This is a genomic window from Rhodococcus sp. NPDC056516 (genome assembly GCF_042794655.1).
In the GTDB taxonomy this organism is placed as follows: Bacteria; Actinomycetota; Actinomycetes; order Mycobacteriales; family Mycobacteriaceae; genus Rhodococcus_F.
Genome location: NZ_JBHTTG010000005.1, coordinates 91624 through 108205, shown reverse-complemented (window position 1 = coordinate 108205; position 16582 = coordinate 91624). Strand labels below are relative to the sequence as shown.

The window sequence follows — 16582 nt, the reverse complement described above, 5'->3', positions numbered from 1 at the left end:
AGAATGTCGAAATCCGATCAGCGGTCCGCGTTCTTTCGAAATGCCATCGGCGTGACACCTGTGGACTGCTTGAAGGCGGCGACGAAACTGCTGGGCGTCGAGTATCCGATCTGCTCTGCCACATCGGCCACCGCAATGCCTTGGCCGAGCAGGGACATCGCCACGTTCATCCGAAGCAGTACGCGCCACTGGCCGAAACTGACGCCGGTATCTACTTTGAATCGACGAGCCAAAGTGCTGGTACTGACACCGATCTCGTTCGCCCAGTCTTCGAAACTGCGTGGATCGTCCGGTTGGGACAACAGGTCGCGCGCAATCCGGCCGACCGGCCCCGAATCGGGAATCTTCATCGCTCCGCGCTCGTCGCCGGGAACAACGAGGTCGAAGAACACTCGCTCGGCGCTGCGCCTCGCATCGTCCGTCATCTCGCGAGCACTCAGATGAAGAAACAACTCGTACAGAAGCGGCGTGCCGTGCACCGCAACCGGGTGATCACCGAGCGAAGGTCCCTGCCCTACAGCGCAATACACGGTCAAGAATTTCGCACCCGCGGCAACGCGCACCGAGTGCCGAACCAGTGCCGGTATCCACAGCCCTCTGCCCGGCAGCAACGTCCACATCTGAGCGCCTGAGCGTACAACCACAATGCCGGAACGAGGAAACAGAATCTCGTTCGATCGGTGTGCGTGGGTTTCCCACGTCACCGGCTGATCAGCACTCGACGCACCACCCCACAGAACCAAATCCTCGGGCTCGTCGTCCAATTCGTGTTCGGGTACCACCAACTCGTCGTTCGACGGCACGCCCCACCGGAGCCAGTCACCGTCGATCTCGGATTTTGTCCGCCTCACGTCCACATCCCTGGATCGAGCGTCGTCTGTCCAGGTGACTGTAACCGCTACCCACGCCGAACAGGTGCGGTGGAAGTCGATCCCACCGCACCTGACCGCGAGTTGCCGCTCTAGTTCATGTCGTTCGCAATGATGTTCTCGATATTCCGTTCGGCCAGAGCGGTGATGGTGACAAACGGGTTGACTCCGACGTTGCCCGGAACGAGGGATCCGTCCATGACGTACAGACCCGGGTACTCCGGCAGACGACCGTAGCCGTCTGTCGCCTTGCCGAGCACACAACCGCCGAGGGGGTGGTACGTCAGCTGGTCGCCCCACGTCTGCGTCGGGCCGAAGAGGTCGGTCCGGTAGATCGTGCCTTCCTTCTTGTTGATCTTGTCGAAGAGCTTCTTCGCCATGTCGATCGACGGCTGGTTCTGCGAGCGCTGCCAGTTCAAGCCGACTTTGCCTGTTGCCGAGTTGAATTGGAACTGCGCACGTTGCGGATTCTTGGCAATCGCCAAGTACAGGCTGACCCACAGTTCCGTGCCGGCCGGGAAGGGTGCGATTTCCGCAAATACGGGAGCGGATGTGTCGGCCCAGTTGTCGATACCCATCACGGGGATCGCCGACTGCTTCGCACCGGTGGCATCCCACATGTGATTGGCGCGGCCCACCATCACGTTGCCGTTGTGACCCCATTCCTGTCCAACTGCACCCGGCAAATTCGCCAGCTGCCCTTGCGCTTTCATCGCGACCAGGAGCTTGCTGGTCCCGATACTGCCGGCCGCGAAGAAGACCTTGTCCGCCGTCACTGTCTTGGTGCCGACGGTATTGCCCTGCTCGTTGATCTGGTTCATCACCACTTGATAGCCACCGCCGGTCGCGGCCGGGGCAACCGAGGTCACGACGTGCAGAGCTGAAATGGTGAGCTTGCCGGTGGCGGATGCCGCAGCGAGGTACGTCTTGTCCAGAGATTTCTTTCCGGCATTGTTGCCGTAGATGACCTCACTGACCAGAGCGGACTTGGTGACCTGGCCGGCAGCTTCCTGCTTCATGTAGTTGAAGTCGTAGACATTCGGCACGAACGTTGTTGTGTAACCGGATCTCTCAGCGGTCTTTCGCCCCGTCCGCGCGAACTTGTAGTACTCGGTCGATTCGAACCAGGCCGGGTCGATGTTGTTGACTCCGAGCGCAGCGTTCGCGCGCGGGAAATACGTCGAGTACATCTCGTTGGAATCGACACCGGGCAGGATCTCTTCGAAATAGTTGCGCTTGGGTGTGACGGCCATACCGCCGTTGACCAGCGACCCACCGCCGACCCCTCGGCCCTGGTAGACCTTGATCCCGCCGAAGTCCTCGGCGTCGAGAACACCGACGTAGCGGCTGATGTTCTTGTCCACCGAGCCGCCGGAGAAGTGTGAAACCGGTTGAACTGTACGGTCTCTGAGCCAGAAGGACCGGCCGTCGGGCGAGAGCATCGGGCAGAAGATCTTGCCGTCGGACCCTGGTGTGGTCCACGACTTCCCCATTTCGACCATGTGTGTGTCGATGCCGGCCTGCGTCAACCGAAGTGCCGCAACGGCCCCGCCGTATCCGCTCCCGATCACAAGCGCGGGGACACGGTCTCCGTCGTTCAATGCTCGCCTGGGCGCAGCGGCCGCCGTAGTCCACGAGGACGAGAGCGCAGCGGCGCCCACAGCTAATCCTGTTGCTGCCAAGAAGTTTCTACGCGAGAGCGTGGAATTGGTACGTGCGTGCCGTTCGTTGGATCCAGCGCGAATGCTCAAGTGTGCCCTTCTCTTTCCGTGACCCCCGCGCTGAGATATACCGGGAGAAACCGAACGAGAAGTCCATACTCGTGGGTAACTTCGAGGAACCGTTGATTTTCCACGAAAAGGGCCGATGAACAGAAAGTTCACCGGCCCTCCGAAAGAACGAGTCAGGGAATTGAGATGCGACCTTCGACGGCGCCGAGTCCGATGTCCTTGCGGAAATGACCGCCGGGAAGCTTGACGTCGGCGATCTTTGCGTAGGCGTCGTCACGAGCTTCGGTCAGATCCTTGCCCACTCCGACAACACTCAGCACACGTCCACCGGCCGAGACGACGGCTCCGTCTTCACGCTTCTTGGTACCGGCGTGCAGGACTCCGTCGGCGTCTGCTCCGGTGATCACGTCGCCGGTGCGCGGGGTTGCCGGGTAGTTCTCGGCAGCAATCACGACCGTGACGGCGGAACCGTCGCGCCACTGCAACGGGCCGACCGAATCGAGGGTTCCGGTCGAGGCTGCATTGAGTAGACCGCCGAGCGGCGTTTCGAGGAGAGCAAGCACGGCCTGAGTTTCGGGGTCACCGAACCGGCAGTTGAATTCGACCACGGCCGGGCCGTCGACGCCGATCGCGAGACCAGCGTAGAGAAGGCCGGAGAAGCTGCTACCGCGCGCCACCAACTCGGCAGCGACGGGCTTGACCACGTCGTCGACGATCTGCGTGATCATCTCGTCGGGCAGCCACGGCAACGGTGTGTATGCGCCCATGCCGCCGGTGTTGGGTCCGGAATCTCCGTCGCCGACGCGCTTGTGGTCCTGCGCCGGGAGCAGAGGGATCACGGTTTCGCCGTCGACGAGGCAGAAGAGCGAAACTTCCGGACCGTCGAGGAAGGACTCGAGGAGCACCGGGTGTCCGGTCTCGAGCAGTTCAGCGGCGTGATCGCGCGCGGCGAGACGATCCGTCGTGACGACAACACCCTTGCCTGCAGCCAGTCCGTCGTCCTTGACCACCCAGTTCGGTCCGAAGCGGTCGAGCGCGTCGTCGAGCTTTGCCGGATTGTCGACGATCTCGCTGTGTGCGGTCTTGACGCCGGCGACAGCCATCACGTCCTTGGCGAAAGCTTTCGAGCCCTCGATGCGGGCGGCGTCGGCCGACGGCCCGAAGCAGGCGATACCTGCTGCGCGCACCGCATCTGCGACACCGAGAACCAGGGGAACCTCGGGTCCGATGACGACGAGGTCGGCCTCGACTTTCTTGGCCAGCGCGGTAACCGCGTCACCCGAAGCAACGTCGACGGGATGCTGCTCGGCGATTTTTGCGATCCCGGCATTGCCAGGCGCACAGATCAGGGCCGTGACACCTGGATCGCGAGCAAGAGAGAGAAGGAGGGCATGTTCACGGGCTCCGGAGCCGATTACTAGTACGCGCACGGGGAACAGACTACGGCCCGCGGTAACAGCGCTCTCGGAGTGCTACGGGTGGGGCCAAGGTCGCAGGGTTCGGCCTTTGTGCGAAATATCCGTTTCGAGATGAGATCATATGAATACCTGAATAGGTGAACAGATGTTTTCGGACACCTGTCCACCGAGGAAAGGACTCCCGTGAAACTCCACAAACCAGGCGTTCTGACGCTCACCGCAACCGCCGCAATCGGCGCACTTCTGATCACGTCGTGCAGTAGCCCGACTGGCACCAACTCTTCGGGCAACAACGACGGCCTGGTCTTGGCCGACGGCTACGAACTGGGCGGCTACAACCCGGTCGCAGGCTTCGGCGCTGCCGGTGAAGCCAAGATGTACGACGGTCTCGTCCGGCTCACCGGCGGCACCGGCATGCCTGGATTCGAGCCGTCTTTGGCCGCGGAGATGCCGACGGCCAACGCCGACGCGACAGTCTGGACGGTCAAACTCCGTGACGGGGTCACCTTCTCCGACGGATCGACCTTCGATGCCGCCGACGTGGTTGCCACGTACCAGGCGATCCTCGATCCCGCTTCCGCCTCGGAGGCACGGTCGTCGTACGACATGATCAGCGATGTCGTGGCCGTCGACGACAGCACAGTCGAGTTTCGCCTCGCCTACTCGTATGCGCCGTTGCTGACGAAGATGCTGATCGGCATGGTTCCGTCGGAGTCCCTCGCGACACCCGGGCTCGCCGCCGAGTCACCGTTGAACACTGCGCCCGTCGGTACGGGTCCGTACACACTCGTCGACCTCTCACCGGATCGAGCGGTCTTCGAGGCGAACGAGAACTACTGGGACGGAGCGCCGGAGATCAAGAAGCTGACTCTTCTCTACGTTCCCGATGACAACACCCGCGCCCAACGAATGGTGTCCGGTGAGATCGACGGAACCAATCTCCCTCCACTGCTTGCCAATACGTTCTCGAGCAAAGACAACATGTCCGTGACAGCCCATCAGTCGGCAGACTGGCGCGGCCTCTCACTCCCCACGAACAATCCCGTCGCGGGCGACAAAGCCGTGCGTATGGCGCTCAACCTCGCCGCCAATCGCCAGTCGATGATCGACAACGTCCTGGGCGGACACGGCAGAGTTGCCGCCACTCCGATCCCCGAGGTCTACGGCGACTCGTACAACCCGAACGCGACCTTCGCCTACGACCCGGCCGAGGCCGAGCGAATTCTGACCGAGGCCGGCTGGATCGAAGGTGCCGACGGAATCCGTTCGAAAGACGGCCGGCGCGCGCAGTTCACGATCATGTACAACTCCGTCGACACCGTCCGACGTGATCTCGCTCAGGCATTTGCCTCCGACGCTCTCGCCGTCGGCATCGAGGTGGATCTCGAAGCGCTCTCCTGGGACCGCATAGACCCTCGCATCAACCAGGATTCGACACTTCTCGGCGGCGGAGACGAACCTTTCGACCCTGACACACAGGCGTACGACGCGCTGAACTCGAAGTACATCGCACCCGGGGTCGGCAGCATCTACGACAACGCCAGCGACTACTCCAATCCAGCAGTCGACGCAGGCTTGGAAGTAGGACGCCGCAGCCTCGATCCGGCAACGCGTGACGCCGCGTATCGCGACGTTCAGCAGGCGTACGTCGAAGATCCCGGATTTGTCATCCTCGTCTTCCTCGACCATACGTACGTATCGAAGGATTCCGACTGGCAGATGTCCGGACCGGTACTCGAGCCACACTCACACGGTGTGACCTGGGGCCCGTGGTGGTCACTGCAGACGTGGGCCCGAGGGCAATGACAGCGGTCGACGTTCGGGCAGACGCACCGACGTCGCGGGGCCACCGTGACAACTCCCGCCGAAAGGCCATCCTCACGATGGTCGGTCGGCGGGTGTTGTTCATCGTGCCCGTGATCGCCGTGGTGTCCGCGGGACTCTTTGCCGCCGCCGCGATTTCACCGTTCGATCCACTGGTCGGCTATCTCGGCACGCGATACATGACGACCAGCGACGCGGACAAAGCGTTGATCGCCGATCAGATGGGTTTCGACAACCCCTGGTACAGCACGTACTGGAATTGGCTCCAGGGTGTGTTCACCGGCGATCTCGGGATCTCCAGATCGTTCAATCAGCCTGTTTCCCAGGTTATCTCCGAGCGTCTGCCGTGGACCCTGCTGCTGGTCGGCATCTCACTCGTCATCGCGATTCTCGCCTCGCTGGCACTCGGTGTTCTCGCCGGAATCCGCAGTGGAGGATTCCTGGACAAGATCGTGTCCGGGCTGAGCGTCGTCGTTCAGGGACTTCCGCCGTTTGTCTTGTCACTGGGGGCCATCGCGCTCTTCGCTTTGACTCTTGGCTGGCTCCCGGTCGCCGGACTGACCGACGGGGGTGCCGATCCCACACCGGGACAGGTCGTCCGACACTTGGTCCTACCGGTGACGGTGCTCGCCATTTCGCAGATGCCGTGGCTCCTCCTCGCCGTCCGAGAATCCGTCGTGGGATCGAAAGGCGAAGGGTTTGTCGCGGGCGCAGTAGCGCGCGGAATCCCGACGCCGACCATTACGAAGCGCCACATACTGCCGACGTCACTGGCGCCCTTCGTGAACATCGTCGGCGTGCGATTGCCCGAGCTGATCGTCGGGGCGGTGCTGGTGGAAGAGGTCTTCAGTTGGCCGGGGATCGCCGGCGCCATCGTTTCCTCTGCCCGTGACCTCGACATGGCCCTGCTCGCATTCCTCACCGTCGGTACAACATTGACGGTGATGCTCGGCTCACTACTTGCCGACGTCCTGGTTGCAGTACTCGACCCGAGAGTGAGTACCGATGGCTGAGCGACGCTTCAAGATCGCCCTCGGCGTGCTGATCCTCGTTGCGCTGTACGCGGCGCTGGTCCCATGGTTGGCCGACGTCGACGACCGAGTCACCGACTTCTCGGCGGCCCGCCTGGCTCCATCCTTCGATCACCCGTTCGGAACGGACTCTGCGGGACGAGATCTGTTCGTGCGCATAGCTGCAGGCATTCGAACCTCACTACTCATCGCACTCGCCTGCGCGCTGCTCGCCACGGTGATCGGCGTCGCCGTCGGTACCACGGCTGGGCTGGTCGGCGGCTGGGTGGACAGGTTCGTCATGCGCGGCACCGACGCCGTCAACGCGCTCCCCCACCTGTTGCTCGGCATCGTCATCGTCGCGATGTTCCGCGGAAGCATTGCCGCCATCGTGCTTTCGATCGCACTGACCCACTGGACCCAAGTGGCCCGGATCATCCGCTCCGAGATCTTGAGTCTGCGCGAACGACCGTACATCGACGCCGCCATTCTGGCGGGGGCAAGTCGGCGTCACGTGATCATGCGCCACCTCGTGCCGGCGACGGCGCCGCAGGCCTTGATCGCGGTTGTTCTCCTCTTACCCCACGCCGTGTGGCACGAATCGACGTTGTCCTTCCTGGGTTTCGGCCTTCCCCCGCACAAGCCCAGTCTAGGAACGCTTCTCGAAGAGGCACGCAGTTCTCTGCTCCTCGGCGGTTGGTGGACGCTGGTATTCCCCGCCGCAGTCCTCGTGATCGCCACCGTCGCAGTTGCAGTCGCCGGTTCGGCCCTGCGGTCGATGCTCACTCCCCCACGACCTTCGGAGTTGCGATTGTGAACCACGGCCTACGCATCGAATCCCTCACCGTCAGGATCCCTCTACCCGGAGGATCCGTAGTCCACGCTGCGAGCGACATAGACCTCTCGGTCCCGGCCGGCACGGTGACCGCACTCGTCGGCGAATCCGGGTGCGGCAAGTCGATCGTCGCCACATCGGTCATGAACATGTTGCCGCCGACAGCTTCTCGAACTGGAACGGTCACCGTTGGCACCCCCGATCAGGAGATCGATGTCTTCTCCGGCACCGCGTTCCGGGGGCGGTATGCTGCGCTCGTTCCGCAATCTGCCGCAACACATCTCACCCCCGTTCGAACTGCGAGATCGCAACTGCAAGAAACCATCGACGCGCTCGGCAGCGATCACACCTGCGACGCCTTGGCACTTCGCGTCGGACTCGAGCCCTCGACTCTGGACTGCTACCCGCACGAACTGTCGGGTGGCATGGCGCAACGCGTCGCCATTGCCGGTGCGTTGGCCGGGAATCCGTCGGTGATCGTGGCTGACGAACCCACCGCCAATCTCGACCGCGAACTCACCGACCACGTCATGAGCCTACTTCGCGAGTGCGCGGACGCCGGGGCGGCAGTCCTGCTCATCACCCACGACCTGACATCCCTTACCCGCAGCGGCGTCGCGGATCGACTTGCCGTCATGTACGCATCACGCATCATGGAAACCGGTCCGGCTACTCTGGTGTTCCAGGATCCACTCCACGACTACACCCGAGACCTACTCGGCGCCTTACCTTCCCGCGGTTTGAATCCGATCCCCGGCTCGCCACCGCAACTGACCGATCTCCCCGACGAGTGCGTCTATCACCTACGACGCCCGGAGTCGAAACAGTCCGGTGGACCGACCGAGTTGGTAACCCTCGGCGAACGCACGTACCGAACATTGCGGAAGGTGGGCTGACATGAGTCTGCAGGCATTGGGAATCACCAGTGGGTACCACCGAAACCGACCGGTGCTCGAAAACATTTCCCTCGAGATTCCGTCGGGAAAGTTGATCGGCCTGACCGGGCCGTCGGGAACCGGAAAGTCCACACTTGCAAGAATTCTCGCCTCACTGGACGCACCATGGTCAGGTGAGGTGCGGATCGACGGATCACCTGTCGTGGGTACCAAATTCTCGGTACCTGCGGCGTTACGCGGCACGGTATCAATGCTGTTTCAGTCGCCTCGTGCATCGACCGACCCTCGGCAGACGCTCGCCTCGATCATCGGGCAACCCGGTGATATTGCCGGCAGGACAATCGATGTGGTCACGCTGGCTGCAGAAGTGGGCCTCACCCCCGATCTCTTGTCCCGCAGACCACACCAGGTCAGCGACGGCCAACTGCAGCGCGCCTGCCTCGCGAGATCGCTGGCACAACAGCCGAAATACCTCATCTGCGACGAGGCGACGGCGATGCTCGACGCTGCCACGACGGCCGCGCTCATTCGGTTGATCGAGAGTCGCGCCGCCGAAACCGACGTCGGCGTACTACTCATCAGCCATGATCGCGAATTACTCGACGCCTGCTGCGACACGGTCCACGACCTCGACGGCATTCGCGCTTAACCCTGCCTATTTCCCCCTTGACTCGAACTGATGTTCGACTATCATTAAGGGTGGGGATCGGGGGATTCAATGAGTGTCTATCTGTCGGACGTTGTTTCGGGTTCTGCGGTGGGGTTACGCGGACGGCTGTGGCAGTTGTCTGCCGCGGAGTTGCGCGCTGCTGCGGTGTCGGCGAGTGCGGAAATTCTGCGCCTGGAAGCCGTGCGTGTGGCGGTAATCGACGAGCTCTCGATGCGCCCCGATGATCAGGTGATTGCCAGCCGCGGGGTCGGTGCGTGGTTGGCGGCCAACACGATGCTGCAGGTTCGGGACGGGAAGAAGATCGCCGCGTTGGGTGCGGCGTTGCGGCCGTTTCCCGCGGTAGCAGCGAGATTCGATTGTGGGGATTGCTCGTTCGATCACGCAGTGTTGATCGTGGCGTTCTGCGAATCCCCGCCGAAGGGGATGCCGGACGAGGCGTTACCTCGCTGTATCGACCTGCTACTTGCGGCAGCCTCGGGTGTGGAGGCGACGACAACGAAGGTGCGGCACGTCATCGCGACCTTGGAGCGGCTGTTCGAATCCGATGAGATTCCACCTGCCGAAGATGTCGACCGCAACGAGCTCCGTATCGCATCGACACTCAACGGTCGCGTGGTGGTGCGAGGCGATTTCGACGCCCTCACCGGCGAAATGCTGTTATCGGCCCTGTCGAATCTGACGATGCCCACCCCAGCACCCGACGGAACTCCCGATGCCCGGTCGGCGGCGAAGCGGACCGCGGACGGGTTCACCGAACTGATCCGCCGCTACCTCGACTGCGCCAAGACCGGTACCGATGGTGGTCAGCGTCCGCATGTGAACGTGCACATCAATGCTCGGGATCTTGCCGAGCATCGGGACTGCGCCGCTGCACCTTCTGATGTGGACGACGAAGGCTCGCTCGATCTGGACCTGTCAGATCTTGATGTCGGGCACATGCCGTGGCTCGGGCCTCTGTCGGTGTCGCAGACGCGGTTGTTGGGGTGCGACTGTTTCCTCTCGACGGTGTTGCTCGACGCTCACGGCGCGCCGTTGGATGCGAAACCCGGAAAACGATTGGTCAACGCCGAACAGAGAGTGGCGTTGATCGCCCGAGACAAGGGCTGCGCCTTCCCCGGCTGCACATGCGTACCGGCGTGGACCGACGCACACCACATTAAGCACTGGGCCAACGGCGGCCCGACAGTAATGAACAACCTTGTCCTACTATGCCGTTCGCACCACCGGTTGATGCACCGCAAATCCGGGTTCGTCGGAAAATGGGAAATCAGAATGGGCGTCGACAACAAACCGTGGTTCATCCCGCCGCCCTCGATCGACCCCGGGCAGCACCCGAGGCCGGCGAACACCACCTTCAAAACCTGAGAACAGCTTCTCGGGCACAACAGAACACGGCCAGGTCCGCATCGGAAGTGCTCCTCCGATGCGGACCTGGCGTGCGCTCTTGCTGGTCAGCCCCCAACCGTCAAGTCGTAGAGGGTAACTCCGTCCACTGTTGTGGCGGTGAACTTTTCGGTCACCCACGTCGAGATAGCGGTAGCGGTGCCCTCGGCGTTCATACCGCCACCCATCCCGCCGCCGGCGATGAAGAAGTGAATCTTGCCCTCTGCAACGTACTGCTGGAACTGCACGAGCGTCGGGGACGGATCGCTGCCGTTGAACCCTCCGATAGCCATGACCGGTGATTGCGTCGCAAGCTGATAGCCCGAGGCGCTGTTGGACCCGATTGCCGCGGCTACCCACGTGAACTGGTCGGAGTTCACTTCAAGTGTGGACACAACAGCGGCTCCCGGCGTGCTGCCCTGAAGTAAACCACCAGCGCCGCCTCCCATTGCGCCTCGCGTTCCGTCAGTGGTCGATGTGGTGGTACCTGGAGCTGTTGCACCACCGGGCATCTGACCCATTCCTGCAGGCGGCGTTCCGTCCATCCGACGGTTGCCTCCATCAGCCGTGCCACCGAATCCGCCGAATCCACCGAATCCACCGCGGCCGCCGCCGGGCCCACCCATTCCACCTTCGACGCTCGGTCCGGCCGAAACTATGGAACCGGTATGCGGAGTGTTGATCGTGTCGATCGCGTAGGCAGTCGGACCCGCCAAACCGGTGAAGATCGCCGCGAGAATCACTGCCACAGCCAATCGACCTCGCGTCACTGCCGGAATCAGCAATGCCACGGCAGCGACAACGCCGACTACCAGAATGGCCCACCGGAGCCACGGTACGAATGAAGGCGAGCGTCCGAGCAGTACCCACGCCATCGCGACGGTTGCGGCCACGGACACCGCCAGAATGATGCGAACCCAGAGGACGTCACGGTGACGCCACGCCACTACGGATCCTGAACCGATCAGTGCGGCGATCGCCGGCGCCAGCGCAACGGTGTAGTAGGCGTGGAAGATTCCCGCCATGAAACTGAAGGTCAGTCCGGTCACCAACAGCCACAGGCCCCAGACGATGAACGAGGCGCGCTGTGTGTCGACGCGCGGAGCCCTGCCTCGCAGCACGATTCCAGCCACCAGAAGTATCAGTGCGGCAGGAATCAACCAGGCAATCTGCCCGCCCTGGGCAGATTCGAACAGTCGGGTAATGCCGGTACTCCCCCACATACCGCCGCCGGCTCCACCACCTGGTGCCATACCGCCTGCTGTCATGCCACCTGCTGCCTCGCCCATTCCCGGGAAACCTCCCGCAGCAGCGCCGGCCGCAGCATCACCAGCACCGCGCATTCCGCCGCCGCCGACGCTTCCGGTCTCGTTGCCGCTCAAGCGTCCGAGCCCGTTGTAACCGAGCGTCAGCTCGAGAATCGAATTGTTCTGCGAACCACCGATCCAAGGACGTGAGTCGGCCGGCCACAGTTCGACGATTGCCAACCACCATCCGGCGGAGACGATCAACCCGCCCAGTGCAGCAAACAGTTGAAGGACCCGCTTACCCAGTTTCGGCGGTCCGGCGATCAGATAGGTGAGTGCCAGTGGCGGAACCACCAACATGACCTGCAATTGCTTTGTCAGGAAACCGAATCCACAGAAGACGCCGACCAACACGAGCCAGCGGGTTCGGCCGTCCTGCACGGCGCGCATCATCGCCCACACTGCTGCGATCATCAGGAGCACCAGCAAGGCATCCGGGTTGTTGAACCGGAACATCAGCGCTGCTACGGGAGTAAGCGCCAGCACCAAACCGGCGAGGAGTCCGGCAGCGGCACCGAAGTAGCGTCGAACCGTTCCCCACAACAGCGCTACGGATCCGACCCCGAGGAGTGCCTGCGGCACCAACATCGCCCAGGAGTTGAGTCCGAAGATGCGAACCGACAGCGACATCAACCACAGGGACATGGGCGGCTTGTCGACGGTGATCGAGTTGGCAGCGTCCGAAGAACCGAAGAAGAAGGCCTTCCACGACACCGAACCTGCCTGTACCGCAGCGGCATAGAACGAGTTGGCCCATCCGGATGCACCCAGACCCCAGATGTAGGCGACTCCGGTCCCCACCAACAGCACTCCGAGCGCCCACGGTTCCCAGCGCACCCGACGCTGCGGTTCCGGCGCCGGCACCGACGCGGCGAGTCTCTCTGCAGTGGCGGTCATCGATTGGCTCCTACGGGTTGTGCGGTGCGAAACACCCAGCGCAGTGCGATGAATCGACTCACTGTGGCAACAAGATTGGCAATGACAAGTACTGCAAGCTCGACGTGTTTGGACGCATCGGGTGCCACAACGTCGAGCACGAACAACGATCCGCTGGTGAGCAGCAAGCCGAACCCGAATACGAGCAGGCCCTGCATTTGGTGACGGGCGGATCCTTCCGACCCCCGGATCCCGAAGGTGAAGGCGCGATTGGCGGCGGTGTTGAACACCGCGGTCACCAGCAATGCGACGGCATTGGCCCACTGCGCACCCATAATCGAGTGCAGTGCGAGATAGAGCAGCGCGTACGCAAGCGTAGAAATGACTCCCACCACTGCAAAGCGTGAGAGCTGCCCGACCATGCCTCGCGGAACACCCGGAACCAACGGTTCACGTCCGAAACTCGCCCTGAGCTCGGCCAGTGGGAGTGAGCCGGTCGAGAGTGCTCGCCCGACGCGCACCACACCTTTGAGGTCGGCGACTGCCGTGGCGACGATGTCTACCCGACTGTCCGGATCGTCCACCCAGTCGACGGGGACCTCGTGAATTCGCATCCCGGCCCGCTCGGCCAGCACCAACAATTCGGTGTCGAAGAACCATCCGGTGTCCTCCACCAGCGGAAGTAGTTGTCGCGCAACGTCGACGCGCATGGCTTTGAAACCACACTGAGCGTCGGAGAAGCGAGCATGCAGTGCGCTTCGGAGAATGAGGTTGTAACTACGCGAGATGAACTCACGCTTGGGGCCACGGACCACGCGGGACGAACGTGCCAACCGAGAACCGATGGCGATGTCCGAGTGCCCCGAGAGCAGCGGAGCAATCAACGGCATCAGGGCGTTGAGATCAGTCGAGAGGTCGACGTCCATGTACGCGACCACGTCCGCGTCGGAATCGCTCCACACCTGCCGCAGTGCTCGGCCGCGGCCCTTGGCATCCAGGTGCACGACCCGGACGTCGTCGAATTCTTCGGCGAGGGAACGAGCGAGCGCCAACGTACCGTCGACACTGGCGTTGTCCGCGATGGTAATTCGGGCAGAAAATGGCACCTGCGTGCGTAAATGATGGCGCAAGCGGCGCACGCACGTCTCGAGGCCCGCCTCTTCGTTGTATACCGGGACGACCACGTCCAGCACTACAGTCGTCGCGGAGAGCTCCCCTGCGTCCGTGCTGCCCGCGGTCTGCATGGCTTCTGTCGTCATGCGTCCTAGATTTGTCGGGCCGGCTCCGACGAACCTGCATCCAGCCTGGGAGTTTCCTGGCAACCGGACGCGGGCTAATCTCGGGGTATGCCTTCAGTCTTCAGCGCCATCATCAATGGGGATCTACCAGGACGTTTCGTGTGGGAGGACGACGACGTTGTCGCGTTCCTGACCATCGCACCGGTAACGCAGGGTCACGTACTTGTCGTACCGCGCGCCGAGGTCGATCAGTGGCAGGACGTAGATCCTGAACTCTTTGCCAAGGTCACCGCGGTTGCCCGCACCCTGGGTCAGGCTGTGAGGAAGGCGTTCGACGCGCCTCGGGCCGGTCTCCTCATCGCAGGTCTGGAAGTTCCGCATCTTCACGTTCACGTCTTCCCCGCATACGACATGGGGAACTTCGACATCAGTGGCGCCGACACTTCGCCGTCACCCGAATCTCTCGACGAGGCACAGACCAAACTCAAGTCGGCACTACGCGACCTCGGCTTCGAGGCAACTGTCTCGACTCGTTGATCGCGTACCTTCGACCGAATTTCGCTGGCCGATAACTGGACTCTCCGCCGCAGCCTCCAACGGAGGTTGCGGCGGTCGCATTTGTCGCTCCTACCGACCGTGACCTGCGATTGCACACCGAACAGTCCGTTTCGCGCTGTCGCGCGAGCACGAGTTTCGCTGCTACCGTGGGGCGCTGGTCCGGGACCTAGGGCCCTAAAACTAGTTCACGTGTTAACAGTCGGAGGACAAGGGAGCAATGCAGGAACGTGCCAAGATCAGTCGGCGTCAGATTCTTCGTGGCGCTGCCGATCGGTTCGAAGTCACGGGGTACGGCAGCACGAGCATGAACGACATCGTGTCCGCGGCGCAGATGACCAAGGGCGCGGTCTATTTCCACTTCTCGTCCAAAGACGAATTGGCTCAAGCTGTCATCGAAGAACAGCACCAGATCTCGATCACCGCCTTCACCGCAGTTGCAGCCACAGGCGCACCGGCACTGGAACAGCTCGTCATGGTGTGCCACGAGATGGGCCGCCAACTTGTCGCGGACCCGATTGTTCGTGCGGGAGTCCGGCTTACCCTCGAATTGGCCTCTGCCGACGGTTCGCAAGGTCCGTACCTCGCGTGGATTCGCGAGCTTCGAAAACTGGCCGACGCTGCGAAGCGCGAAGGCGATATCCGCGACGCCGTGGAGCCGGAATCTGTGGGCCGCGTGGCGATCTCGGCATTCACCGGCGTCCAACTGGTTTCGAACGTACTCACCAGGCGAAGCGATTTGAACGACCGCATCGACGAGTTGTTCACTCTCCTGTTGGCAGGCATCGTCTCCGACAAGCGCCGCGGGGATCTCGACAGCCTTGTCCGCTGCCGGCTCGAAACGTACGCCTCCTGATCTGGAGAACACCCCGACGCCCGGACGATTCGGCGTATCAGCACCGAACCGTGGGCCAACCTTCGTCGATTCGTACAAGACCCCCCGGCACCGACTCACTATCGTCAGATCCACGAATAACCCAGATATACGGATACCGACGAAAGGGCTTCTCGAATGACCGACACCGCCACGTACGTTGAGAGCGCACAGCAGGAGATCGCTGCTGTACTGGCCGAAGCGAAGACAGACGCGTTCGTCCACGCGCGCGACATCGATTCCGGCGAAGAGTTCGGCTACGGCGCTGACGAAGGTGTCATCCTCGCCTCCGTATTCAAGATTCCTGTCGTACTCCAGTACGCACGTGAAGTAGCGGCAGGCACCCTTGATCCGACCGAGCACGCCACGGTGACCGCCGAGTTCCGCTCGGGCGGCATCGGTATCGGCGGTTGCGCCGACGATGTCACCGCCAGCTGGCGAGATCTCGCTCTGCTCATGATGAGCTTCAGCGACAACGCCGCCACTGATTTCTTGTACGAGCGTCTCGGACTCGACAACATCGTCGCAACGCTGCGCGGGCTCGGTTTGGAGAAGACCAACCTGGTACGTGACTGCCGCGGTCTCTTCAAAACAGTCTACGAAGACCTCGGAGTCGACAAGGAAACCTTGCTGGAATACCCCCCGATCGAAATTCTCCGGACGATTTCCATCATGGATCCGGCCCGCTCCAACTCCAGCACTCCGCGTGAGATCACAATGTTGCTGGCTGCAATCTGGCGTGACGAAGCCGGCCCTGCTTCGGCCTGCGAAGAGGTCCGAACGATCATGAGCAAGCAGGTCTGGCCGCACCGCCTTTCATCTGGCTTCCCCGACGAGGTCACCGTCGCTGCCAAGACCGGAACGCTGGGACTGGTACGAAACGAAGCCGGCGTCGTGGTGTACCCGGACGGCAAGCGCTACGCCGTCGGTGTCTTCACCAAGTCCCACGAGCTCACCCATCGCGCCCCGAAGATCGACGCTTCCATCGGAACCGTCGGCCGCATCGCTGTCGAAGCACTCCGCAACAACAGCTGATCTGAACCCACCGACGAAAATGCGGGTCGCGCCGAGAAGCCGGCGCGACCCGCATTTTTCGG

At 62.4% G+C, this 16582-nt stretch carries 14 protein-coding genes; 9 read left to right on the top strand and 5 right to left on the bottom strand.

All coding sequences use genetic code 11. The annotated features are described in order from the left end of the window. Window positions 1-17: 17 nt before the first annotated feature. The 3 genes from ACFQ6Y_RS16345 to purD form a co-directional block, all read right to left on the bottom strand. Window positions 18-851 (bottom strand): helix-turn-helix domain-containing protein, encoded by an 834-nt coding sequence (locus ACFQ6Y_RS16345; protein ID WP_378634539.1) that lies wholly within the window; start codon window positions 849-851, stop codon window positions 18-20. A 110-nt stretch (window positions 852-961) separates the two neighbouring features. After that, entirely contained in the window at window positions 962-2530 is a 1569-nt protein-coding gene (locus ACFQ6Y_RS16340; protein WP_007734403.1) for a GMC oxidoreductase, read from the bottom strand. Between the two features lie 242 nt (window positions 2531-2772). Further along, on the bottom strand, window positions 2773-4029 hold the full coding sequence (purD, locus tag ACFQ6Y_RS16335; RefSeq protein WP_378535317.1) for a phosphoribosylamine--glycine ligase: 1257 nt from the start codon (window positions 4027-4029) through the stop codon (window positions 2773-2775). Between the two features lie 171 nt (window positions 4030-4200). On the opposite strand from purD, the gene ACFQ6Y_RS16330 reads away from it, so the two are divergent. The 6 genes from ACFQ6Y_RS16330 to ACFQ6Y_RS16305 all read left to right on the top strand — a co-directional run bounded on the left by ACFQ6Y_RS16330 (window position 4201) and on the right by ACFQ6Y_RS16305 (window position 10617). Further along, entirely contained in the window at window positions 4201-5823 is a 1623-nt protein-coding gene (locus ACFQ6Y_RS16330; protein ID WP_378634534.1) for an ABC transporter substrate-binding protein, read from the top strand. Continuing rightward, entirely contained in the window at window positions 5820-6854 is a 1035-nt protein-coding gene (locus tag ACFQ6Y_RS16325; RefSeq protein ID WP_378635650.1) for an ABC transporter permease, read from the top strand. The genes ACFQ6Y_RS16330 and ACFQ6Y_RS16325 overlap by 4 nt, the downstream gene beginning before the upstream one ends. Next, on the top strand, window positions 6847-7668 hold the full coding sequence (locus tag ACFQ6Y_RS16320) for an ABC transporter permease (protein ID WP_050655415.1): 822 nt from the start codon (window positions 6847-6849) through the stop codon (window positions 7666-7668). Before ACFQ6Y_RS16325 ends, ACFQ6Y_RS16320 begins: the two co-directional genes overlap by 8 nt. After that, window positions 7665-8582, top strand: coding sequence for an oligopeptide/dipeptide ABC transporter ATP-binding protein (locus ACFQ6Y_RS16315; protein WP_378634531.1), 918 nt, complete (start codon window positions 7665-7667; stop codon window positions 8580-8582). Before ACFQ6Y_RS16320 ends, ACFQ6Y_RS16315 begins: the two co-directional genes overlap by 4 nt. A gap of 1 nt (window position 8583) precedes the next feature. After that, a complete protein-coding gene (locus tag ACFQ6Y_RS16310) occupies window positions 8584-9231 on the top strand; it encodes an ABC transporter ATP-binding protein (protein WP_378634528.1) in 648 nt (215 codons plus the stop codon). Between the two features lie 69 nt (window positions 9232-9300). Then, window positions 9301-10617: a DUF222 domain-containing protein gene (locus tag ACFQ6Y_RS16305; protein ID WP_378634524.1), complete on the top strand. Its 1317-nt coding sequence runs from the start codon at window positions 9301-9303 to the stop codon at window positions 10615-10617. 86 nt (window positions 10618-10703) lie between these two features. Here the strand turns inward: ACFQ6Y_RS16305 and ACFQ6Y_RS16300 are convergent, their stop codons facing one another. After that, entirely contained in the window at window positions 10704-12839 is a 2136-nt protein-coding gene (locus ACFQ6Y_RS16300; protein ID WP_378634521.1) for an ArnT family glycosyltransferase, read from the bottom strand. Then, window positions 12836-14077, bottom strand: a complete 1242-nt coding sequence (locus ACFQ6Y_RS16295; protein WP_378535297.1) for a glycosyltransferase — start codon at window positions 14075-14077, stop codon at window positions 12836-12838. Before ACFQ6Y_RS16295 ends, ACFQ6Y_RS16300 begins: the two co-directional genes overlap by 4 nt. An 87-nt stretch (window positions 14078-14164) precedes the next feature. Here ACFQ6Y_RS16295 and ACFQ6Y_RS16290 point away from each other — a divergent pair, with 87 nt between their 5' ends. From ACFQ6Y_RS16290 to ACFQ6Y_RS16280, 3 genes are all read left to right on the top strand, one after another. Next, window positions 14165-14593 carry an HIT family protein gene (locus ACFQ6Y_RS16290; RefSeq protein WP_019747035.1) on the top strand — a complete coding sequence of 143 codons (429 nt, stop codon included), beginning with the start codon at window positions 14165-14167 and terminating at the stop codon, window positions 14591-14593. A gap of 238 nt (window positions 14594-14831) precedes the next feature. Further along, the gene (locus tag ACFQ6Y_RS16285; RefSeq protein WP_378634518.1) at window positions 14832-15467 is read left to right on the top strand and encodes a ScbR family autoregulator-binding transcription factor; all 636 of its coding nucleotides are present in this window, start codon (window positions 14832-14834) and stop codon (window positions 15465-15467) included. A 156-nt stretch (window positions 15468-15623) separates the two neighbouring features. Next, on the top strand, window positions 15624-16520 hold the full coding sequence (locus ACFQ6Y_RS16280; RefSeq protein WP_378535290.1) for a serine hydrolase: 897 nt from the start codon (window positions 15624-15626) through the stop codon (window positions 16518-16520). Window positions 16521-16582: the final 62 nt, after the last annotated feature.

Excerpts from the sequence above, each read along its gene's own strand:
- ACFQ6Y_RS16295 (WP_378535297.1), bottom strand. The coding sequence starts at position 14,077 with ATGACGACAGAAGCCATGCAGACCGCGGGCAGCACGGACGCAGGGGAG.
- ACFQ6Y_RS16290 (WP_019747035.1), top strand. The coding sequence starts at position 14,165 with ATGCCTTCAGTCTTCAGCGCCATCATCAATGGGGATCTACCAGGACGT.
- ACFQ6Y_RS16305 (WP_378634524.1), top strand. The coding sequence starts at position 9,301 with ATGAGTGTCTATCTGTCGGACGTTGTTTCGGGTTCTGCGGTGGGGTTA.
- ACFQ6Y_RS16325 (WP_378635650.1), top strand. The coding sequence starts at position 5,820 with ATGACAGCGGTCGACGTTCGGGCAGACGCACCGACGTCGCGGGGCCAC.
- ACFQ6Y_RS16285 (WP_378634518.1), top strand. The coding sequence starts at position 14,832 with ATGCAGGAACGTGCCAAGATCAGTCGGCGTCAGATTCTTCGTGGCGCT.
- ACFQ6Y_RS16300 (WP_378634521.1), bottom strand. The coding sequence starts at position 12,839 with ATGACCGCCACTGCAGAGAGACTCGCCGCGTCGGTGCCGGCGCCGGAA.
- ACFQ6Y_RS16310 (WP_378634528.1), top strand. The coding sequence starts at position 8,584 with ATGAGTCTGCAGGCATTGGGAATCACCAGTGGGTACCACCGAAACCGA.
- ACFQ6Y_RS16280 (WP_378535290.1), top strand. The coding sequence starts at position 15,624 with ATGACCGACACCGCCACGTACGTTGAGAGCGCACAGCAGGAGATCGCT.
- ACFQ6Y_RS16320 (WP_050655415.1), top strand. The coding sequence starts at position 6,847 with ATGGCTGAGCGACGCTTCAAGATCGCCCTCGGCGTGCTGATCCTCGTT.